This window comes from Microcoleus sp. B6-A1 (assembly GCF_036705085.1).
GTDB lineage: Bacteria > Cyanobacteriota > Cyanobacteriia > Cyanobacteriales > Microcoleaceae > Microcoleus.
In genome coordinates this window covers 73,312-89,430 of record NZ_JAUBTU010000021.1, presented here as the reverse complement: position 1 = coordinate 89,430, position 16,119 = coordinate 73,312, and the positions used below count along the sequence as shown (strand labels likewise).

Here is a 16,119-nt window from a genome sequence, read left to right as displayed (position 1 = left end):
ATCACCTGTGAGCCGGTGATGGCATCCCGATATTCTTACGGTTTATGGGCTTGCTCTCCGCCCCCAGTCGCACCACTCAAAGGCAGGTGTCGCCAGCTTCTTTTTTTGATTGCTACTGATTGCAGCTTCCTGGGCGTATCAGTCAAATCTACTTGCAGTCTTGGTTACAGAGTTTTTGATATTTTTGCATTTGTAGTTTGAGTTAGGGAAAGCTGCCGTTGTCCCACTCGGCGACTAATAGTTTCAGAGAACCCCGGTGGTGCGGGGGTTGGTTGATTGTTGATGATATTTTGCAAAGTAAAAGCTAGCCCTTGTTAGAGCTAGCTTTCCTGATTTATTCTAATTTTTCAACTTCTACCTCTTCTGTTTCATGTTCTGCTTGGTCGAGCTGTTCAATAAGTTGTTTGAGACTTTCCAGTTCCTCTTTTAATTCAGCGATTTTTTGTTCGTACTTAGCAGTGCGATTAATTGATATTTCATGTTCGGATATTGATTCTGTCAACTGAGATTCAAGACTTTTGCTCAGTTGACGTGCAAGTTTCCCACTAACCGAGATGGAGATAATGGCGGAATTTGTCCTCGCAACAGTTGCTCTAGAGCATCGCTGTCGCTGGCTGCCTGTATCGTCTCTCTTAGTGCTTGTAGTATTTTGCGGGCTGTTGGTGTAATCCGAACTGTCAACTGTACTGACTTGTTTTCCCCGTGTAAGCCGTGTTTGGTTTTGGACATCTGTTTTAATTGTCATGCAAACTACCTCTTGATTTTGTCATGCAATGTCTTGACAGTCTATTGTAATGCAATGTATCATATAAGTTATTGTAGTGCAATACCCTGTAACTTTGGCGCTGGGCTTGCGTTAACCTTCAAGCCCTTTCCCTCAAACTATGTACACCTATACTGCTACACAGCTAGAACACAATACCTTTGGTCAGCTCAAAGCGATCGCCCGCGAGCTCAATATTGTCCCGTCGGGCGATCGGCGTTGCCGCCAAACTTGGATGGATGCTTTGGTAGGGGTCAAACTCCCGCTTTTGGCACTCTTGGAAACTTTTCCCGGTGTCGAAGCTGATCGAGTCCAGAAGCCGATCGCACCAGCGGCCGAAACTTCACCTTTTTTAGTTCGTAACGATCGCGTTCGTATAAATTCTGGTTTGTTTTCTGGAATGACTGGGCGAGTTATGCGTGGCGGTACGCGCTGCACAGCGCAGGTTGAATTCGATCGTCGTTACGAGCCTTCTGGTGTTTACTGGGCTTTTGTAGGACGTGATTGTTTGACGCTGCTTGAACCCGTTGTGAACCAATTGACACCATCGACGATCGAAGTTCAAGTCCAGGAGCCGCCGATCGTACCAGCGCCCGAAACTTCCCCCGGCGTACAAATTGATTCAGTCCAGGAGCCGATTGCACCAGCGGCTGAAACTTCCCCCGGTGTCACTTTTTCTGATAGATTTTTGGCTCGCTACTTTCCATCTCAACTTGAAATCCACTATCAATCCGATGCCGACGGGCAACTGAGCCTTTTTGATTTTGAAGTGGAATCAACGGACGAGCCGCCAGACCCTGATGATTTTGATTGCCTCGATGACTTTTATCAGGCGATGGCTGCTTGGGATGCCGAAAATCTTGAGCCTTTGGAAATTTCCTTGGATTCAATGATTTATTGGGCTCCTTGCCCGGAGGAGTGGTATTGGCTGCCTCAAGCTGAGGATGTAAAGCGCTGTCCTTGCGGTTTTGTCCCTGCAACTGTTTGTAATGGCAGCATTATTGTTTTTACTTCTCCTAGTGGTCAACCTCTTGTACTTCGTTGCAAGCGGCGTTTGGTTGAGGGTGTTTGCGGCGCTCGTTCGCCTCCGGGAGGTGATGCTGTGTTTTGATTTTCACTTCCATCTAGCTTGCTATCTTGCTTTTTTGTGCGATCGCTTTTGAATCAAGGAACAAAGGCGATCGCTTTCTCCCCACTTACCCAAAATTAAAATCATGGCAACTCATCTATCAATTACAATTCCGGTTTATAAAAAAGACCGATGGGACAGAACCGAACGAGATGGAAAACTTGAAGTTAGTAGCGATGTAGATTCCTTGTCAGAGGGTTATGAAGCGCTAAAGCAACAGTTAGATAAATTATTGGCAGAGTTAGACGCTCAAAATCGTTTGGCAGATAATGCATTCGCGTTCGACAATCAAATCACGCAAAAAGCCTACACTCTAAAACGCATTACCGACGACATAGAGCGCGCAACTTCGCATTACAATGATTTGAAATTATTGTTAAAAGCTTTGGGGATTGACCTGATGCAATCTCGCTTAACTTTTGATAAAGAGCTGCTGTTAAATGCAGCGTCGGTCGCAGAAGTTGAAGTGGTGACAAGCAAACTAAGCGACGATTTTTAAAACAATGCAACTCACTCTAAAACCTGATTTTTCAGACGAGTGGTGCGAACCTCCAGAGGCGGAATTTCAACCGCTTCTGGAATTCGAGAACGAAATTCTTGACCAAGCACCCCACAACGATATTTTAATTCTCACGCAGCGCATTAAACGCAGCTTTCTCGACTACGTGCGACAAGGAATCATGCTTGATGCTGTGCGTCGTTATCGGTTGTATAAGCATACCTATAAGGATTTTGCTGATTACTGCAAAAATGCTTTAGGTCGCTCGCCTTTTTATTGTCAGACAATCATCAAAGCTGCCAAAGTTTGCATGCACTTGATTAAGTCCAATTTTCAGACTCTCCCTACTTCTGTAGCTCAAGCTATGCCTTTGTGGAAGTTTGCAAAAGTTGATTCCTATGGGAATTGTCAATTGACTGAAAAATGGTCTGAGGTTGTTGAATCTATTCCTGTTCACCAAATTACTGCCGCCAAAATTCAGGAAACATTAGACGAAAATCCAGAAGATAGAGCCAAGCAAGTTCGTATCAAAGGCAAAGCTTATAAGTTGTTGCAAGAAAAAGCCTTGGCTGCTGGAATGTCTGTATCAGAGTATCTTGAGCATTTAATTGGTGAATCAGATGACTTATCTAATGACCAAGAGCCAGAGTGCTCTGATGTGCGATCGGACGAACAGGCTGTTGATGTTGAATATACTTTAGAGCAACAAGTAATTTTGACAGATTTGGATGTTGTTTTTAAATCGCCTGACGATGGCTGCTTAACTCAGCAGCCGAAACTCCCCCTTAAAAATGGGAGGGGTAGCGGATTGAGTCCAAATCATCCGTCAATTAATCGGTATGTAACTTAGGGTTTTAAAAATGAAACAAGCTGTAATGGCTTTTCTGGCTTCATAAGCTCGGTTACTACTTGATTGATTGCAATTTTTCCCTGCAATTTATAGCTTTAAGAGTGAATTAGGCTTCTGGCCTTTGGGTGATTCATAAGCTTTGCTATGGGGATTTGGAAAATATCACTTGTAAAAATTGAATGCAAATTATTGGACTTGACATCAGCAAGGCCTCAGTTTCTGCTTGCCTTTTGCTAGAAAAACCAACTGAACCTCGACAATTTTATTATGATTGTGACTTTCATAAGTTTGATGCTACAGCTTTTGGAATTGCTGGATTACTAGCATTGATTGGTGGTGATACAGATAACACGATCGCAGTGATGGAGCCGACGGGGGTGAATTACTCTCGGCTTTGGGGAACTCAGCTTGCTCGTGCCGGTGTAGAAGTTCGGCTTGTTGGTCATAAAGAACTTCGTTCATTTCGCGAGCATCACCTCGGATTGCCTGATAAAGATGATGACGCTGATGCTTTGGCTCTGGCGATTTATGGTTGGGATTTTCTTGAAGTTCCTCGTCGGTTTGTTCAAGTGCGATCGCAAATGATTGTCGAAATTCGCCGATTGGTACTTCGTCTCAGTCACTTGAATCGTGTGCAGTCACCTATCATTAACCGTGCTCGCCAAGATTTAGCGTGGCAGTTTCCAGAAGTTGCCCTGGTGCGATCGGTTCGATTGGGTGAAAAAGTTCCTTTGTTGTGGGGGTGGCTGTGCGGGGAGCGACAGTCTATAAAGTACGATTTGATGTTGGAAAGGTCGATTGGACTGGGAATTACTGACGAACTTCGGCGTCATGCTGCGCGTATTTGCGATATTCAGCGTGAGGAGATGGTGCTTGAATTTGAGCTTTCTAAATTAGTGAGCGAGCCGCAGTTTTTACCGTACCGTAAAGTTTTTGCCCGGTTTGGGTTTGGTCGTCGTGTTGAAGCTTTGTTATTGTCGCAAATATACCCATTTGAAAATTATCTTTTTGATGGCAAACCAGATGTGAAGATTCGTAAAGGGCGTAATTCTGGCAAACCTACCAAGCGGCATTTGTCACTTCGGCGATTTTGCAAGGCTTTGGGCTATGCGCCGTCTCAAGAGTCCAGCGGTGATTTGCAAAAGTCGAAGGTTAGTGGTGGTAGTGATTTGTGCCGGCGTGCTTTGTGGCAGTGGATTTTTACCAGAATTGAACCAGCTCGGGCTCGGCTTCACAACGACATTGGCGATCGGCTTGGCGCAATCCTGGATGCTGAAAAGTTGAGTGGTCGTCCGGTGCGGTTAGTGCGATCGCGTGTGGCGGCCAAAGCAGTCAAGTTGTTGTTTAGGGAGCTGGTTAAAGAGTTGACGGTTAAAGAGTTGACGTTGACCTGCGAACAAGATGAAACTGAGGAAGAGTACGAGTAAAGGATTTGAGAAGATATAGAATATGATCGCAAGTATCACGAGTGGCTTCATTCGTCATGGCTTTTTGAAGAGTAAGGAGCTGGTGCGCGAGCTCGTCCAATCTAAAATCTAAAATCTAAAATCTAAAATCTAATTTTAGGTTGCGGCGCTATCTCTTACACGAGATTTCAGAGGGTGTTACCCCTCCGCTGGTGCTGCCTCAGTTCGCGCCTTTGTCAAGGATATCTTTTTTCCAGCGGGATTTTTCCGATTTTCGCTAGCAAGCTTCGTCGGAGTGCAGAGTTTCTCTCCGAAAATCGGAAAAATAGCCGCCACCCGTCCGGTAGGACACCAAAGTATATTTTGGTAGCGTTTAATTTTTTGTTGCTTTAAAATCTAGAATTGTTAGAGTGAAGCCAGTGTTAACGTTTAAAGCCTAGGAACGGGGGATTGGAGAATTAAAAATTAGTAGGGTGATCCGCGCGCACCTTACTCTTGTTTAATTTTTAATTCTCAGCCCTATTTCCGATGCCCCATGCCCTATGAATGATTCTCAAGTATCACCACATCCATCAAAACCTGTCCATCCGCTAAAGCGGCTGCTGAAGTACGGACGCCGCTACCGCATGAAAGCTTGGCTGGCAAGTATCTGTTCGCTGCTGAATAAATTCTTCGATTTAGCACCGCCAGCATTAATCGGTATTGCCGTTGATGTGGTGGTGAAACAGCAAGATTCTATCCTCGCTCAGTGGGGCATAAAAGATGTCTTTTGGCAACTGGCAATTATCACTCTTTTGAGCGCGGTTGTTTGGACGTTGGAATCTGTTTTTGAATATGCTTATGATTATTTGTGGCGCAATTTGGCTCAGGATATTGAACATGATTTGCGTCTGGAAGCTTACAGCCATTTGCAGGAATTAGAATTAGCTTATTTTGAAGAACGCAGCACGGGTGGTTTGATTTCTATTCTCAATGATGATATCAATCAACTTGAACGTTTTTTGGACGACGGCGCTAATGAGGTGATTCAGGTAATTACAACGGTTGTTGTGATTGGCGCGGCTTTTTTTGCTGCATCTCCTGGTGTTGCTGGGTTGTCAATGCTGCCCATCCCTTTTATTATTTGGGGTTCGATCGCCTTTCAAAATCGCCTTGCTCCTTTCTATGCTGATGTGCGGGAAAAGGTGAGTTTTCTGAACGGGCAACTGTCGAATAATTTGATGGGAATTACTACTATTAAAAGTTTTACTTCCGAAGATTATGAAATTCAGCGCATCGAAGCACAAAGCCAAGCTTACCGCCAAAGCAACCGACGGGCGATCGTACTTTCTGCTGCTTTTATTCCGCTGATTCGGGTGGTGATTTTCTTGGGGTTTATTGCAACGCTATTTCTGGGCGGTTTGGAGGTGGTGGCGGGCCGGTTGTCTGTGGGAACTTACAGCGTTTTGGTGTTCTTGACCCAGCGGTTGCTGTGGCCGCTGACTCGCCTGGGAAATACTCTGGATCAATACCAGCGCGCAATGGCTTCTACTAATCGGGTGATGAATTTGTTGGATACTCCGATCGCAATTCGCACGGGTGATATTCGGCGGCCAGTTAGTTCGATTAAGGGTGAGTTGGAATTTAAAAATGTTACCTTTTCTTACAATCAAAGAAAACCGATTTTGCAGTATTTTTCCCTGACTCTGCCGGCGGGGAAAACTACTGCGATTGTTGGGGCTACTGGTTCGGGAAAAAGTACGCTGGTGAAACTAATATTGAGGCTGTACGAGGTACAGTACGGCAATATTTATCTCGACGGTATAGAATTAAATAGCCTGAATTTAAAAGATTTGCGGAGAGCGATCGGATTGGTGAGTCAAGATGTGTTTTTGTTTCACGGTACGGTGGCAGAAAATATTGCTTACGGCAGTTTTGAGGCTAACAATCGAGAGATAGTAAATGCTGCGAAAATTGCGGAGGCTCACGAGTTTATCGTACAATTGCCGGACGGTTACAACACTATTGTAGGGGAACGCGGTCAGAAATTGTCGGGGGGTCAGCGGCAGCGAATTGCAATTGCGAGGGCTGTTTTGAAGAATCCGCCGATTTTGATCCTTGACGAAGCTACTTCAGCGGTGGATAACGAGACTGAGGCGGCAATTCAGCGATCGCTCGAACGAATTACCAAGAATCGCACTACAATTGCGATCGCCCACCGTCTTTCTACAGTCCGCAATGCCGATTGCATTTGTGTCATGGAAGAGGGGCTGGTGGTAGAATCGGGGCAGCACGAACAACTGATCGAACAGGACGGAATTTATGCGGCGCTCTGGCGCGTGCAATCTGGTATAAGATAGAAACGCAGCGGTTGTGGGTAATTGCTAATTAGGAATTGGGAATTGGGGATGGGGCATTGGGCATGGGTAACTAATGACAACAGTTAACTGCCAACTGCCAACTGCCAACTGACTACTGACTGCTGACTGTAAAATATTAGTTTATACAAACAAGAAGAGAAAATGTTTCTATTTGATAGCCCTGAGTCCAAACCCAACGAAAATAGCTGGAGCCGCAAATTAGATAAATTCGTGAAAGCTAATCAAAATGAATTGGCGGCTTTGGCTTGGGGACTATTTCTGGAAAGGGGAGAAGAAAGCGAGGAGATTTTAGCAATTGATATTGCAGAAACTGCGCGTTTTGTGTATTGTAAGAAAGAGGCGGTTGAGGAGTTGAACCGTCAAGTGAGAAGCCATATTCAGGAAGTTGTAGGTGTGTTGAACGCTCACAAGCCTGAGACAGAAGTGGCGATTTTGGCGATCGGGGAAGGTCAAATTAAGTTAATTTTTTTTGAATCTAAGCCTGAACCTCCTGTTTGTTTTGAGGAAGCCGCAACAGATGTTGATACATTGTTGGCTAAGCTGGAACAGCAGATGGTTGAATATATGAAATAGGAGTTATATCAAATCCGGTGGCATCGGAATTGATATTACCTACAGTCAGGAGACGACGCGGTGAGGTTTCCCGAAAATTAATCGGGCGATGGTTATATCTCTTATCGAGGAAGATTGATTATCTTGAGGTAGGGAAACGCCAATGCCGTGTCCTCAGTTGCCCTATTGTAGGTGGCTATATCCGATCGCACTCTGAGGGCAAATTCATCCCACAGTCTCTTTCAATCCCTCGGTGAGCTCAACTGCGAATCAGCAACAGGCAAGATGCCTGTTCCACAAAAAAGAGTAAACCCGGACTTATTATAAATATCAGAATAACCAGCAATCAAAATAACCAGCGGGCGGCGAATCGTCATAAAAAATTTGAGCTTTGTCTAAAGTAGGTACAGCCTCTGCCAACTCTCTACCTACTTTTACCTCAAGCGCCCTGTCTGTTAATGGAAAGGAAAATTGATGACTATCTTGCAAATATTTTGCCTTAGCAACAATCTCATCTTTCTCCAAAATCTGGCTGTTGCTACCAATCAAAACGCTGTTAATGTCCTTCCAAGGACACACGCACACCTGAGAAAACACGCTTTGAAAAGTCTTGATTTTTTCCGCATAAAACTCATCTCTTTGCAGCAGATTTACCAGCACAACTCCTGCTGTTGACAAGCGTTTTTCGCAGAGTTGATAAAATTCTTTGGTGGCCAGCCTGTGCGGAAAGTAGCCGTTGCCAAAAAATACGTCCGTCATGATGATATCGTACTGCATATCGGGATTTTGCTGTTCCAGATACTCTCTGCCGTCTTGAATTGCTACCGTCAGCCGAGCGTCCAACTGCACCCCAAAACACTGTGTAGCTGCTTCGATCGCGATCGGGTCTACATCCGCACATTCTATAACAGTTTCCGGCAAATAGTGGTGCAAAACTAAGGGAATTCTGCCGCCGCCAAATCCAGCTATGTAGATTCTTTGAGGTTGGCTTTGCCACACTAAACCCAACATCATCGCCTGAGTATATTCAGACACTAGATGTAAAGGATTGTTGAAATCGAAAATAGATTGCAGTAAATCTGTTTGCCGATTTACTTTTTCTACTAAAGATAGCTTAATGCGCGATCGATCTTTTGTGACTGCAACATAGTGAACACCCGACTCTTTGCAAAAAATAACTTTGTCTGGCTGTTGCTGCAGCCAAGCCAGCCGCTGTCGAATAGCGGATAAATTAATAGATTGCCAAGTTTTGTGTTCCTCAATCATCAGATTTTAAATTTTATTTTAATTCGATATTCTCTAAGAATATAGCCTCATCAACCCGGTTTCTACCAAAATGGCTGAGTCGCCCGATATCTGCGAAGAAACCGGGTTTCTAGTCAAGGCTGGGGCAAGTCAGTCGATTTTAGATTTTAGATTTTAGATTTTAGATTTACCCCACAGATGCAATCTGGGATATTGAACTAGGGTCTAAAATTTTTATCTTTCCACGACTTAAGTCGGTGGCTGGTATCCGTTTTTGGGCTGGGTCATGTCTCATTTTCCAGCAGGGCGAAGAACGAGAAGACAACAGAAATTCACCCGATTACAGCCGCTTGTACGCCACCAATTCCAAACCTGAAACCGAAAGTTCCACTTTTTGCCAATCTTGCTTGTCACCTTCCAACTTTTCAAAGGCTGCTGAGGTGAGCAAAATCTCTCCCCGTTCCGCCAAATCCTCTCCCAGCTTGGATGCCAGGTTAAATTCCGAGCCGTACATATCTTCTCCTTCCAGCATCAAAACATCGCCACAGCCAATACCAATGCAGAGGTAAATATCCATTTCCGGCGGCAGTGTCGTGTTGACAGCCGCCGTGTGTTTCAAAGAGTCGATCGCAGCTTCCACCGCTGATTTTACATCGGCAAAAACTGCAAAAATATTGTCTGCTTCCTCCTTAACTACAGTGCCACCGTATTCGGAAATTATCGGTTTGACAATTCCGTGCATCCGGTGAATCATTGCCAAAAAATGAATAATTCCGTAGCGGAGTGTAGTGCGCGAAAATCCCGACATATCCATTACTAAAATTGCGTAATTTTTGCGAAAAGTTGAATTTATTTTTTCATCAATTTCCGCCATTCTTTCGGGATATTCGTTTCTTTCTTGCAGCAGCTTTTCTAAGTTAGCGCGGTTATTTGTTTTCATTTTAGTTTAATTAAATTCCCAATCGCGACACAGTTCTTGAGGGCGGCCAGCAGGATGCACCGCACAATTGATGCCATCCTTACCGTAATAATAATCACAGACTTTGCAAGGTTTAGTTTGCTCTAATTTTTTCAGCAAAATTGCCCGGATTGTCTGGACTCGGTTGCGATACTTGTTTGCATTCGAGTGACTCGGTTCAATGGCCAAAGCTTGCTCGAAAGCTGCTAAGCTGGAATCGTACAATTTAATAATTTGGGAGCTGTATTTTGTCCAAGCATCGGCATGGCTTTGATACAGTTCGACTGTACTTAAGTTTAAAATTCCGTATTCTGTCCAAGCGTCGGCTGAAGCTCGATCGAACTTAATATTGGCATTGAGCAAAACTTTTTTGATCGTTGCCAAAAGTTCCCTCGGCTGCCAAGGTTTGCTAACATAAGCTTCGGCGCGATCGATCGCCCTCGAAAATAAAGCTAACTGCTGTCCCTTGCCGGTTAAAAATACCACCGGTATGTTCCGAGTTTCGGGATTAGCTTTAATTAAACGACAAACCCCGTAGCCGTCTAGACGGGGCATTATGACATCTAATAATACTAAATCAGGGCAATTTTTCTCAACTTTAGCCAGCGCTTCCACACCGTCAGATGCCTGAATTACATTCAATCCGCTGCATCTCAACTGATGTGAAATGCACTCCCGCTGGCTGCGGGAATCTTCCACCACTAAAACTGTACTCATCACTCCCCACCTGGTTTCTGAGGTAAACTTGTTCGCTGCTTCGAGTAACCCTTGCTGAAATCAGTTTACCCACATTGGAAGAGTTTGTTATCACTGGCGAGCTAAACTTACTCAAATTGCAACAAATCTTAAACTGGCGAGCGAAGGTGATACTTATCAAAAAATGCTGGTTGCTAATACCCTGATAATTGTTGAAGGTTTAGGCGGTAAATATTCGGCTTTTAAGCCTTAATAACGGCAAATCGTACTGATATCGGACGAAAACCTTGTTGAATTGCAACAGATAATCGGCTACTGTATACGTTGAAGTTCTTAAGGACGACAAATGAATCGATTGCTCCTCACTTTACTTGTAAGTCCGACGCTGTTTGGATCTCTGATGTCTTTGAGCGCGATCGCAAATCCCGCTCCAATTACCGAAACACCAAGCCAATCGGGTGATGCGCCCCGCTGCGTGCGATCGCCCCACACTCAGCGTCTGACTTGCGTGCGGCTTCCTGGCAAGTCTGCTGCTGCGGCTTCTAAGCCGAGAATTACTTGGCAGCGCCCGGGTGAAGAACGGGTGGCGATGCTGGATTTTTCGGAAGAAGAAAGCGATGCGGCGGCGGCGCTGTTTGGCTGCGACTGCCAGGCGTGTATCAACTCGCTGCGACAGTTGCGCGGTTTGCCGCCTCTGGATCTGACTTGAGGCCGGTCAGACAGCATTGGAAGTCAGGCTTAAAAACCCGGTTTCCGATCGCTGCGCGCTTTTGAGTGCCTTTAGCTTTCTCACATTTAGAGAAATTGTAGTCAATTTGTTGCAGGATTTCTAGAGATTTTGTATCTCTCAAAATCGGGTCTCTACTTTTTAGCTAGAACTTGTTTAAGTTGAGCAGTTGCTTGCTCAATTTTTTCGATACTACCTGGGTTGACCAATCCATAGTAGTCAAAAACGTAAACTCGATTATTTTTGGTGGCTGTGAGTTGATTCCAAAATGAATCAGATTTAAATTGGTCTAAAATTCCTTCTCCCCGATCGACTACAATGATAACTTCAGGATTAGCCTCTAAAACCTTTTCCGCTGAAAGCGTCACGTAGCCTCGCACCGGGCTATCTCCTTGCAATTGGGCTGCGACATTTTTCACGTTAAACTTACCCAGCAAATCTCCAGCCCAACTGCTTTGATTCGGCGATAAAATCGGTTGTCTGCTCACCAAAACTAAAGTGGCGGGGCTTTGATTTGGGATATCTGCTAAAAATGTTTGGTAGCGTTTTAACAGAGGTTCGGGATTTGTATTAAGGGATTTAGCTAAAGTTGTTGTTAACTCTTCTAGGGATTTCCAGCTATCAACTTGAGTGAGTAAAGTTTTTATTCCTAGCTGCTGCAATTTTTGCATTGTTTGGTCATGAAACCCCGACGCACCTACCACCAAATCCGGTTTCAATGCGATGATTTTTTCTAAATTCGGAGGGGTGCGTTCGGCAGTGACTGCGGTAATCCCTGTAAATTTGGGGTTGCTGCTGACTAATGCGCTGCCGGGAATTCCTACAAGTTTGGTTGGATCGAGTTGATGGATAATATCGGCGGTTAAAGGTGTTAAAGCTACAACTTTTTGTGCTGATTCGCTGTTAGTTGTTTGTGGTTGATTAACTGGCGAACCAGCAGGAGTTGATGGCTGAATTTGGGGTGAAGTGGCAGCGGAGCAAGCGGTAAATGCTAAACTCAGCAACAGGATAGCGGTACGAGAAAAAAAAGTTTTGTACATAGTTTAGGCAGGACTTACAGCGAGTTTAAACCAGGTTGAGACAGAACTGACGGGAAGTTCGATCGCACTCAAAAATGATTGTTGACAGTTGACTGTTGACGGTTGACTGTTTGGACATTTGAACCATACCGATGCAACCGGAAACGATATGACGGGAAGTTCGATCGCACTTGAGCGCTTAATGATTTAAATATCAATAGTTTACTGGAAATTTGCAGTCCTGGACGCACTGCGACCAAAGAAACCGGGTTTTTACCTTGGGTGCGGGCTGCAACGAAGTATTTTCGTCAAGATTAGGAATCGATCCCCCCTAGCCCCCCGCCGGAGGGGGGAACAAGATTCTTCTTAAAGTCAACCCCTACTCCCCAACAACCAGGGGGATTTAGGGGGATCGAAACTAAGTGCGAACAACAGGAGCGATCGCACAAATCTGCAAGCCTACAGAAGTTTCTAAAATGATAGCTTCTACGCCAAAAATCTGAGCTAAATTATCAGTAGTTAAAACTTGTGCAGGAGTTCCTACACAAAAAACTTCTCCTTTATTTAACATAGCAATCCGCGAACTGTACCTAGCAGCTAAATTGATTTCATGCAGCACCGTAATAATCGTCAATTTGTGTTTTATATTTAGTTGATTAAGCAGTTCTAACAATTGCAACTGATAGCAAATATCTAAATAAGTAGTAGGTTCATCTAACAGCAAAACTTGCGGGTTTTGAGCCAAAGCTAAGGCGAGAAAAGCGCGCTGGCGTTCGCCTCCTGAGAGTTGTTCGACGGGGCGATCGCGAAATTCCTCAATCCCAGTCTGACTGATAGCAACCTCCACCTTTTCTGCATCTTCCTTGCTCAATTCCCACTGCCACCAACCCTGATGAGGAGAACGCCCCAAACTAACTAATTGCCGTACTGTCAAACCTTCCGGTACTGTTTGCTGCTGCGGCAAAATCGCTAATTTTTGAGCAACAATTGCAGCAGGTTCAGTATGAATTGCTTTGCCGTCAAGCAACACACTTCCTTGCTGCGGAGTTAGGATGCGGCTAACTAACTTCAAGAAAGTAGACTTACCAGAACCGTTGGCACCGATGAGACTCAACCACTCACCAGGTTGCAAAGATAAAGTGATGTTGTGGGCGATCGCAACTTCGCCGTAACCACCAGTTAAATTTTGAATTTCTAAAGACATTATATTTTGGTAATGGGTAATTGGGAATGGGCATGGGGCATGGGGCATTGGGCATGGGGCATTGGTTACTAATAACTAATGACTGATGACTAATAACTAATGACTAATGACTAATAACTAGAACGCCGATAAAGCAGCCAAACAAACAGTGGAGAACCCAACAAAGCCGTAACCGTACCCACAGGCAATTCTACTGCACCCAAACGAGCCAAAAAATCAGCAAAAGTCAACACCCAAGCACCGCCGATCGCACTCAGCGGCAACACAAACCGATAATCATTACCAACCAACAAACGCACCCCGTGAGGCACAACCAATCCCACAAAACCAATCAATCCGCCGATGCTGACAGCACTCGCAGCTAGCAAAGTAGCAACACCTCCAATCAACAAGCGCGATCGTACCAGCGAAACCCCCAAACCAACAGCTAAATCGTCACCCAAAGCCAGCAAATTTATCGATCGACCCAAAAAACATCCTAACAGCAAAGCAGCCAAAATATAAGGTGCAGCCACCTGCAAATCCGACCAACCGCGACCGTTTAAACTACCGATTAACCAATTCAAAGCAGCTTGCAAGCGGCTGTCTTCAGCTAACAGCAACAGTGTAGTTTGTATTGCCCCAAACAGAGAGCTCACAGCCACACCAGCTAAAACCAAACGTTCAACAGAAATGCCCGTTTTAGTTTTTCCCAAAAAGTAGACCAGCATCGAAGTTAAAATAGCACCTATCCAAGCCGCCAAAGGCACCCAAGTTTGAAATATTCCCAAAGTCAGCATGGTAATCGCAACCAACCCCGCACCCGCCGAAATTCCTAATACAAAAGGATCGGCTAAACCGTTGCGGAGCAAACCTTGCAGCAACGCCCCCGACATTCCTAACGCCGCACCAACCGTCAGCGCAGCCGCAACTCTGGGCAAACGCAATTCCCACAAAATAGTTTGATTGACAGCATCACCTCGGTGCAGAAATGCTTGCCACAATTGATCGGCACTCATCGGCACCGCACCAAAAGAAAGCGAAAGGGCGATGGTTAATAGCAAACCAAATCCTAAGAATACAACTGCCTGAAAAACTCGATATTTTAGCCAGATTTTTTGGAGATTCACTACATTCCACCACAATCTTGATTGACCGCACTAAATACCATATTTCCTCTGTTTTGAACGCTCGAACTCGTTAACTACAATAACAATAACCGATTCACCTGAAGACGGCTTCAGTGGGAGCAGATGAGCAGGCGATCGCACCCGCCGGCAAAATTAAATGTATAATATTAACGAAGTAAATCGCTACGAGTGAATCATGTCCGCAAACACCGCGCTACCCCCAGCCCTAGCTAAAATCGTCCAGCGCTTTCAGCGACATTCCGATCCGAAACAGCGCTACGAACAACTGCTGTGGTATGCCAAGCGACTCCCAGCATTTCCCGAAAGCGACAAACTGCCGGAAAACAAAGTTTCTGGCTGCGTGTCGCAAGTTTATGTTACTGCAAATTTGGCTGACGGAAAAGTTTTGTATCAAGGCGATTCAGACGCTCAGTTAGTCAAAGGATTAGTTGGCTTGCTGGTGGAAGGTTTGAGCGGATTAACGCCTGCTGAAATTGTTACCATTACCCCAGATTTTATTCAAGACACGGGATTGAATGTGAGTCTGACACCTTCCCGCGCTAACGGATTTTACAACATCTTTCAAATGATGAAAAATAAGGCAGTTGCTTGTGAATTGAGCAAGCAAGCAGAAGCAAATTAAAAGAATAAACAGCCATGACTCAAACTACAAATTTAACAAAATCAGGTTCTGGCAACTATCCCGCCGCAGTTCAAGAATATCTCTGGAATTGGCAAGAAACGCAAATCAAAGTTATTTACGAAACCAGAGGACAGGGAAATCCTGTATTGCTGCTGCCTGCTTTCAGTACGGTTTCGACGCGAGAAGAAATGCGTCCTTTAGCAGAATTCTTAGCTCCTAAATTTCAAGTTGTGAGCTTAGATTGGCCGGGTTTTGGCGACTCTGATCGGCCGCGAACCGACTATCAACCGCAATTATACCATCAATTTCTCAAGGATTTTGTTGAGTCAATTTTTAATAGTCCGGTTGCTGTAGTTGCGGCAGGTCACGCTGCGGGTTATGTGATGCAATTAGCGCAATCCAAGCCCCATGTTTGGTCAAAGATTGTGTTAGCTGCGCCGACTTGGCGCGGGCCTTTGCCGACGATGAGCAAACAGCAAAGCGGGTGGCATGGAATCGTGAGAGAATTAGTACGATCGCCCTTACTGGGACAATTCCTCTACAAACTAAACACTGCGCCGTCTTTCCTGAGTTTTATGTACCGTCGCCACGTCTATGTTGATGCAGCTAAAGTCACGCCCGATTTCATCCAAAGCAAATGGCAAGTGACGCAAAAACCCGGTGCTCGGTACGGTTCCGCTGCCTTTGTGACTGGTGGTTTAGATCCGGCAAAAGTGCGATCGGAATTTACCGATAATTTTCAACAGTTAGCAGTGCCGGTGATGGTTGTAATTGCTGAAAATGCGCCGCCAAAATCAAAGGCTGAAATGGAAGCATTAACGGAATTACCGGGTGTAGAATCGCGAGTTATTCCTGGTTCTTTGGGTATGCACGAAGAGAATGCAGAAGCTTTGGCAAATGCGATTCAATCTTTTATTTGAGAGGATTAAGAGGGGATGAACCGCAGAGGGCGCAGAGAA

17 protein-coding genes are annotated in these 16,119 nt (G+C 45.0%); 10 read left to right on the top strand and 7 right to left on the bottom strand.

What is annotated here, in order from left to right:
• Nucleotides 1–201: hypothetical protein (locus QUB11_RS10280; RefSeq protein ID WP_333202645.1), on the top strand; the 201-nt coding region annotated here is incomplete at its 5' end.
• A gap of 133 nt (nt 202–334) precedes the next feature.
• Here QUB11_RS10280 and QUB11_RS10275 read toward each other — a convergent pair.
• Nucleotides 335–745, bottom strand: a complete 411-nt coding sequence (locus tag QUB11_RS10275; protein ID WP_333202643.1) for a hypothetical protein — start codon at nt 743–745, stop codon at nt 335–337.
• A gap of 139 nt (nt 746–884) precedes the next feature.
• On the opposite strand from QUB11_RS10275, the gene QUB11_RS10270 reads away from it, so the two are divergent.
• The 6 genes from QUB11_RS10270 to ccmS all read left to right on the top strand — a co-directional run bounded on the left by QUB11_RS10270 (nt 885) and on the right by ccmS (nt 7,580).
• Nucleotides 885–1,874: a hypothetical protein gene (locus tag QUB11_RS10270; protein WP_333202641.1), complete on the top strand. Its 990-nt coding sequence runs from the start codon at nt 885–887 to the stop codon at nt 1,872–1,874.
• A gap of 103 nt (nt 1,875–1,977) precedes the next feature.
• Nucleotides 1,978–2,391: a hypothetical protein gene (locus QUB11_RS10265; protein ID WP_333202639.1), complete on the top strand. Its 414-nt coding sequence runs from the start codon at nt 1,978–1,980 to the stop codon at nt 2,389–2,391.
• 4 nt (nt 2,392–2,395) lie between these two features.
• The gene (locus tag QUB11_RS10260) at nt 2,396–3,241 is read left to right on the top strand and encodes a hypothetical protein (RefSeq protein ID WP_333202636.1); all 846 of its coding nucleotides are present in this window, start codon (nt 2,396–2,398) and stop codon (nt 3,239–3,241) included.
• A 179-nt stretch (nt 3,242–3,420) separates the two neighbouring features.
• The gene (locus QUB11_RS10255) at nt 3,421–4,668 is read left to right on the top strand and encodes an IS110 family transposase (protein WP_333202634.1); all 1,248 of its coding nucleotides are present in this window, start codon (nt 3,421–3,423) and stop codon (nt 4,666–4,668) included.
• 521 nt (nt 4,669–5,189) lie between these two features.
• Entirely contained in the window at nt 5,190–6,986 is a 1,797-nt protein-coding gene (locus tag QUB11_RS10250; RefSeq protein WP_333202632.1) for an ABC transporter ATP-binding protein, read from the top strand.
• 162 nt (nt 6,987–7,148) lie between these two features.
• On the top strand, nt 7,149–7,580 hold the full coding sequence (gene ccmS, locus QUB11_RS10245) for a beta-carboxysome assembly chaperone CcmS (RefSeq protein ID WP_333202630.1): 432 nt from the start codon (nt 7,149–7,151) through the stop codon (nt 7,578–7,580).
• Nucleotides 7,581–7,889: 309 nt separating this feature from the next.
• Here the strand turns inward: ccmS and QUB11_RS10240 are convergent, their stop codons facing one another.
• From QUB11_RS10240 to QUB11_RS10230, 3 genes are all read right to left on the bottom strand, one after another.
• On the bottom strand, nt 7,890–8,825 hold the full coding sequence (locus tag QUB11_RS10240; RefSeq protein WP_333202628.1) for a fused MFS/spermidine synthase: 936 nt from the start codon (nt 8,823–8,825) through the stop codon (nt 7,890–7,892).
• A gap of 319 nt (nt 8,826–9,144) precedes the next feature.
• Entirely contained in the window at nt 9,145–9,744 is a 600-nt protein-coding gene (locus QUB11_RS10235; protein ID WP_333202627.1) for an adenylate/guanylate cyclase domain-containing protein, read from the bottom strand.
• Nucleotides 9,745–9,750: 6 nt separating this feature from the next.
• Nucleotides 9,751–10,479, bottom strand: a complete 729-nt coding sequence (locus QUB11_RS10230) for a response regulator (protein ID WP_333390437.1) — start codon at nt 10,477–10,479, stop codon at nt 9,751–9,753.
• A 325-nt stretch (nt 10,480–10,804) separates the two neighbouring features.
• Between QUB11_RS10230 and QUB11_RS10225 the strand changes: the two genes are divergently transcribed.
• Entirely contained in the window at nt 10,805–11,167 is a 363-nt protein-coding gene (locus tag QUB11_RS10225) for a hypothetical protein (protein ID WP_333202622.1), read from the top strand.
• 152 nt (nt 11,168–11,319) lie between these two features.
• Here the strand turns inward: QUB11_RS10225 and QUB11_RS10220 are convergent, their stop codons facing one another.
• The 3 genes from QUB11_RS10220 to QUB11_RS10210 form a co-directional block, all read right to left on the bottom strand.
• Nucleotides 11,320–12,225: an ABC transporter substrate-binding protein gene (locus QUB11_RS10220; protein ID WP_333390434.1), complete on the bottom strand. Its 906-nt coding sequence runs from the start codon at nt 12,223–12,225 to the stop codon at nt 11,320–11,322.
• A 397-nt stretch (nt 12,226–12,622) separates the two neighbouring features.
• Complete coding sequence (locus tag QUB11_RS10215; RefSeq protein WP_333202619.1) at nt 12,623–13,408, bottom strand: ABC transporter ATP-binding protein; 786 nt, start codon at nt 13,406–13,408, stop codon at nt 12,623–12,625.
• Between the two features lie 110 nt (nt 13,409–13,518).
• Nucleotides 13,519–14,517 (bottom strand): iron ABC transporter permease, encoded by a 999-nt coding sequence (locus QUB11_RS10210; protein WP_333202617.1) that lies wholly within the window; start codon nt 14,515–14,517, stop codon nt 13,519–13,521.
• A 196-nt stretch (nt 14,518–14,713) separates the two neighbouring features.
• Between QUB11_RS10210 and QUB11_RS10205 the strand changes: the two genes are divergently transcribed.
• A complete protein-coding gene (locus QUB11_RS10205) occupies nt 14,714–15,160 on the top strand; it encodes a SufE family protein (RefSeq protein WP_333390431.1) in 447 nt (148 codons plus the stop codon).
• A 14-nt stretch (nt 15,161–15,174) separates the two neighbouring features.
• Complete coding sequence (locus QUB11_RS10200) at nt 15,175–16,080, top strand: alpha/beta hydrolase (RefSeq protein ID WP_333390428.1); 906 nt, start codon at nt 15,175–15,177, stop codon at nt 16,078–16,080.
• Nucleotides 16,081–16,119: the final 39 nt, after the last annotated feature.

Bases quoted from the DNA above. Each gene is read 5' to 3' on its own strand.
- QUB11_RS10275 (WP_333202643.1), bottom strand. From the start codon at position 745: ATGACAATTAAAACAGATGTCCAAAACCAAACACGGCTTACACGGGGA.
- QUB11_RS10270 (WP_333202641.1), top strand. From the start codon at position 885: ATGTACACCTATACTGCTACACAGCTAGAACACAATACCTTTGGTCAG.
- QUB11_RS10265 (WP_333202639.1), top strand. From the start codon at position 1,978: ATGGCAACTCATCTATCAATTACAATTCCGGTTTATAAAAAAGACCGA.
- QUB11_RS10260 (WP_333202636.1), top strand. From the start codon at position 2,396: ATGCAACTCACTCTAAAACCTGATTTTTCAGACGAGTGGTGCGAACCT.
- QUB11_RS10255 (WP_333202634.1), top strand. From the start codon at position 3,421: ATGCAAATTATTGGACTTGACATCAGCAAGGCCTCAGTTTCTGCTTGC.
- QUB11_RS10250 (WP_333202632.1), top strand. From the start codon at position 5,190: ATGAATGATTCTCAAGTATCACCACATCCATCAAAACCTGTCCATCCG.
- ccmS (WP_333202630.1), top strand. From the start codon at position 7,149: ATGTTTCTATTTGATAGCCCTGAGTCCAAACCCAACGAAAATAGCTGG.
- QUB11_RS10240 (WP_333202628.1), bottom strand. From the start codon at position 8,825: ATGATTGAGGAACACAAAACTTGGCAATCTATTAATTTATCCGCTATT.
- QUB11_RS10235 (WP_333202627.1), bottom strand. From the start codon at position 9,744: ATGAAAACAAATAACCGCGCTAACTTAGAAAAGCTGCTGCAAGAAAGA.
- QUB11_RS10230 (WP_333390437.1), bottom strand. From the start codon at position 10,479: ATGAGTACAGTTTTAGTGGTGGAAGATTCCCGCAGCCAGCGGGAGTGC.
- QUB11_RS10225 (WP_333202622.1), top strand. From the start codon at position 10,805: ATGAATCGATTGCTCCTCACTTTACTTGTAAGTCCGACGCTGTTTGGA.
- QUB11_RS10220 (WP_333390434.1), bottom strand. From the start codon at position 12,225: ATGTACAAAACTTTTTTTTCTCGTACCGCTATCCTGTTGCTGAGTTTA.
- QUB11_RS10215 (WP_333202619.1), bottom strand. From the start codon at position 13,408: ATGTCTTTAGAAATTCAAAATTTAACTGGTGGTTACGGCGAAGTTGCG.
- QUB11_RS10205 (WP_333390431.1), top strand. From the start codon at position 14,714: ATGTCCGCAAACACCGCGCTACCCCCAGCCCTAGCTAAAATCGTCCAG.
- QUB11_RS10200 (WP_333390428.1), top strand. From the start codon at position 15,175: ATGACTCAAACTACAAATTTAACAAAATCAGGTTCTGGCAACTATCCC.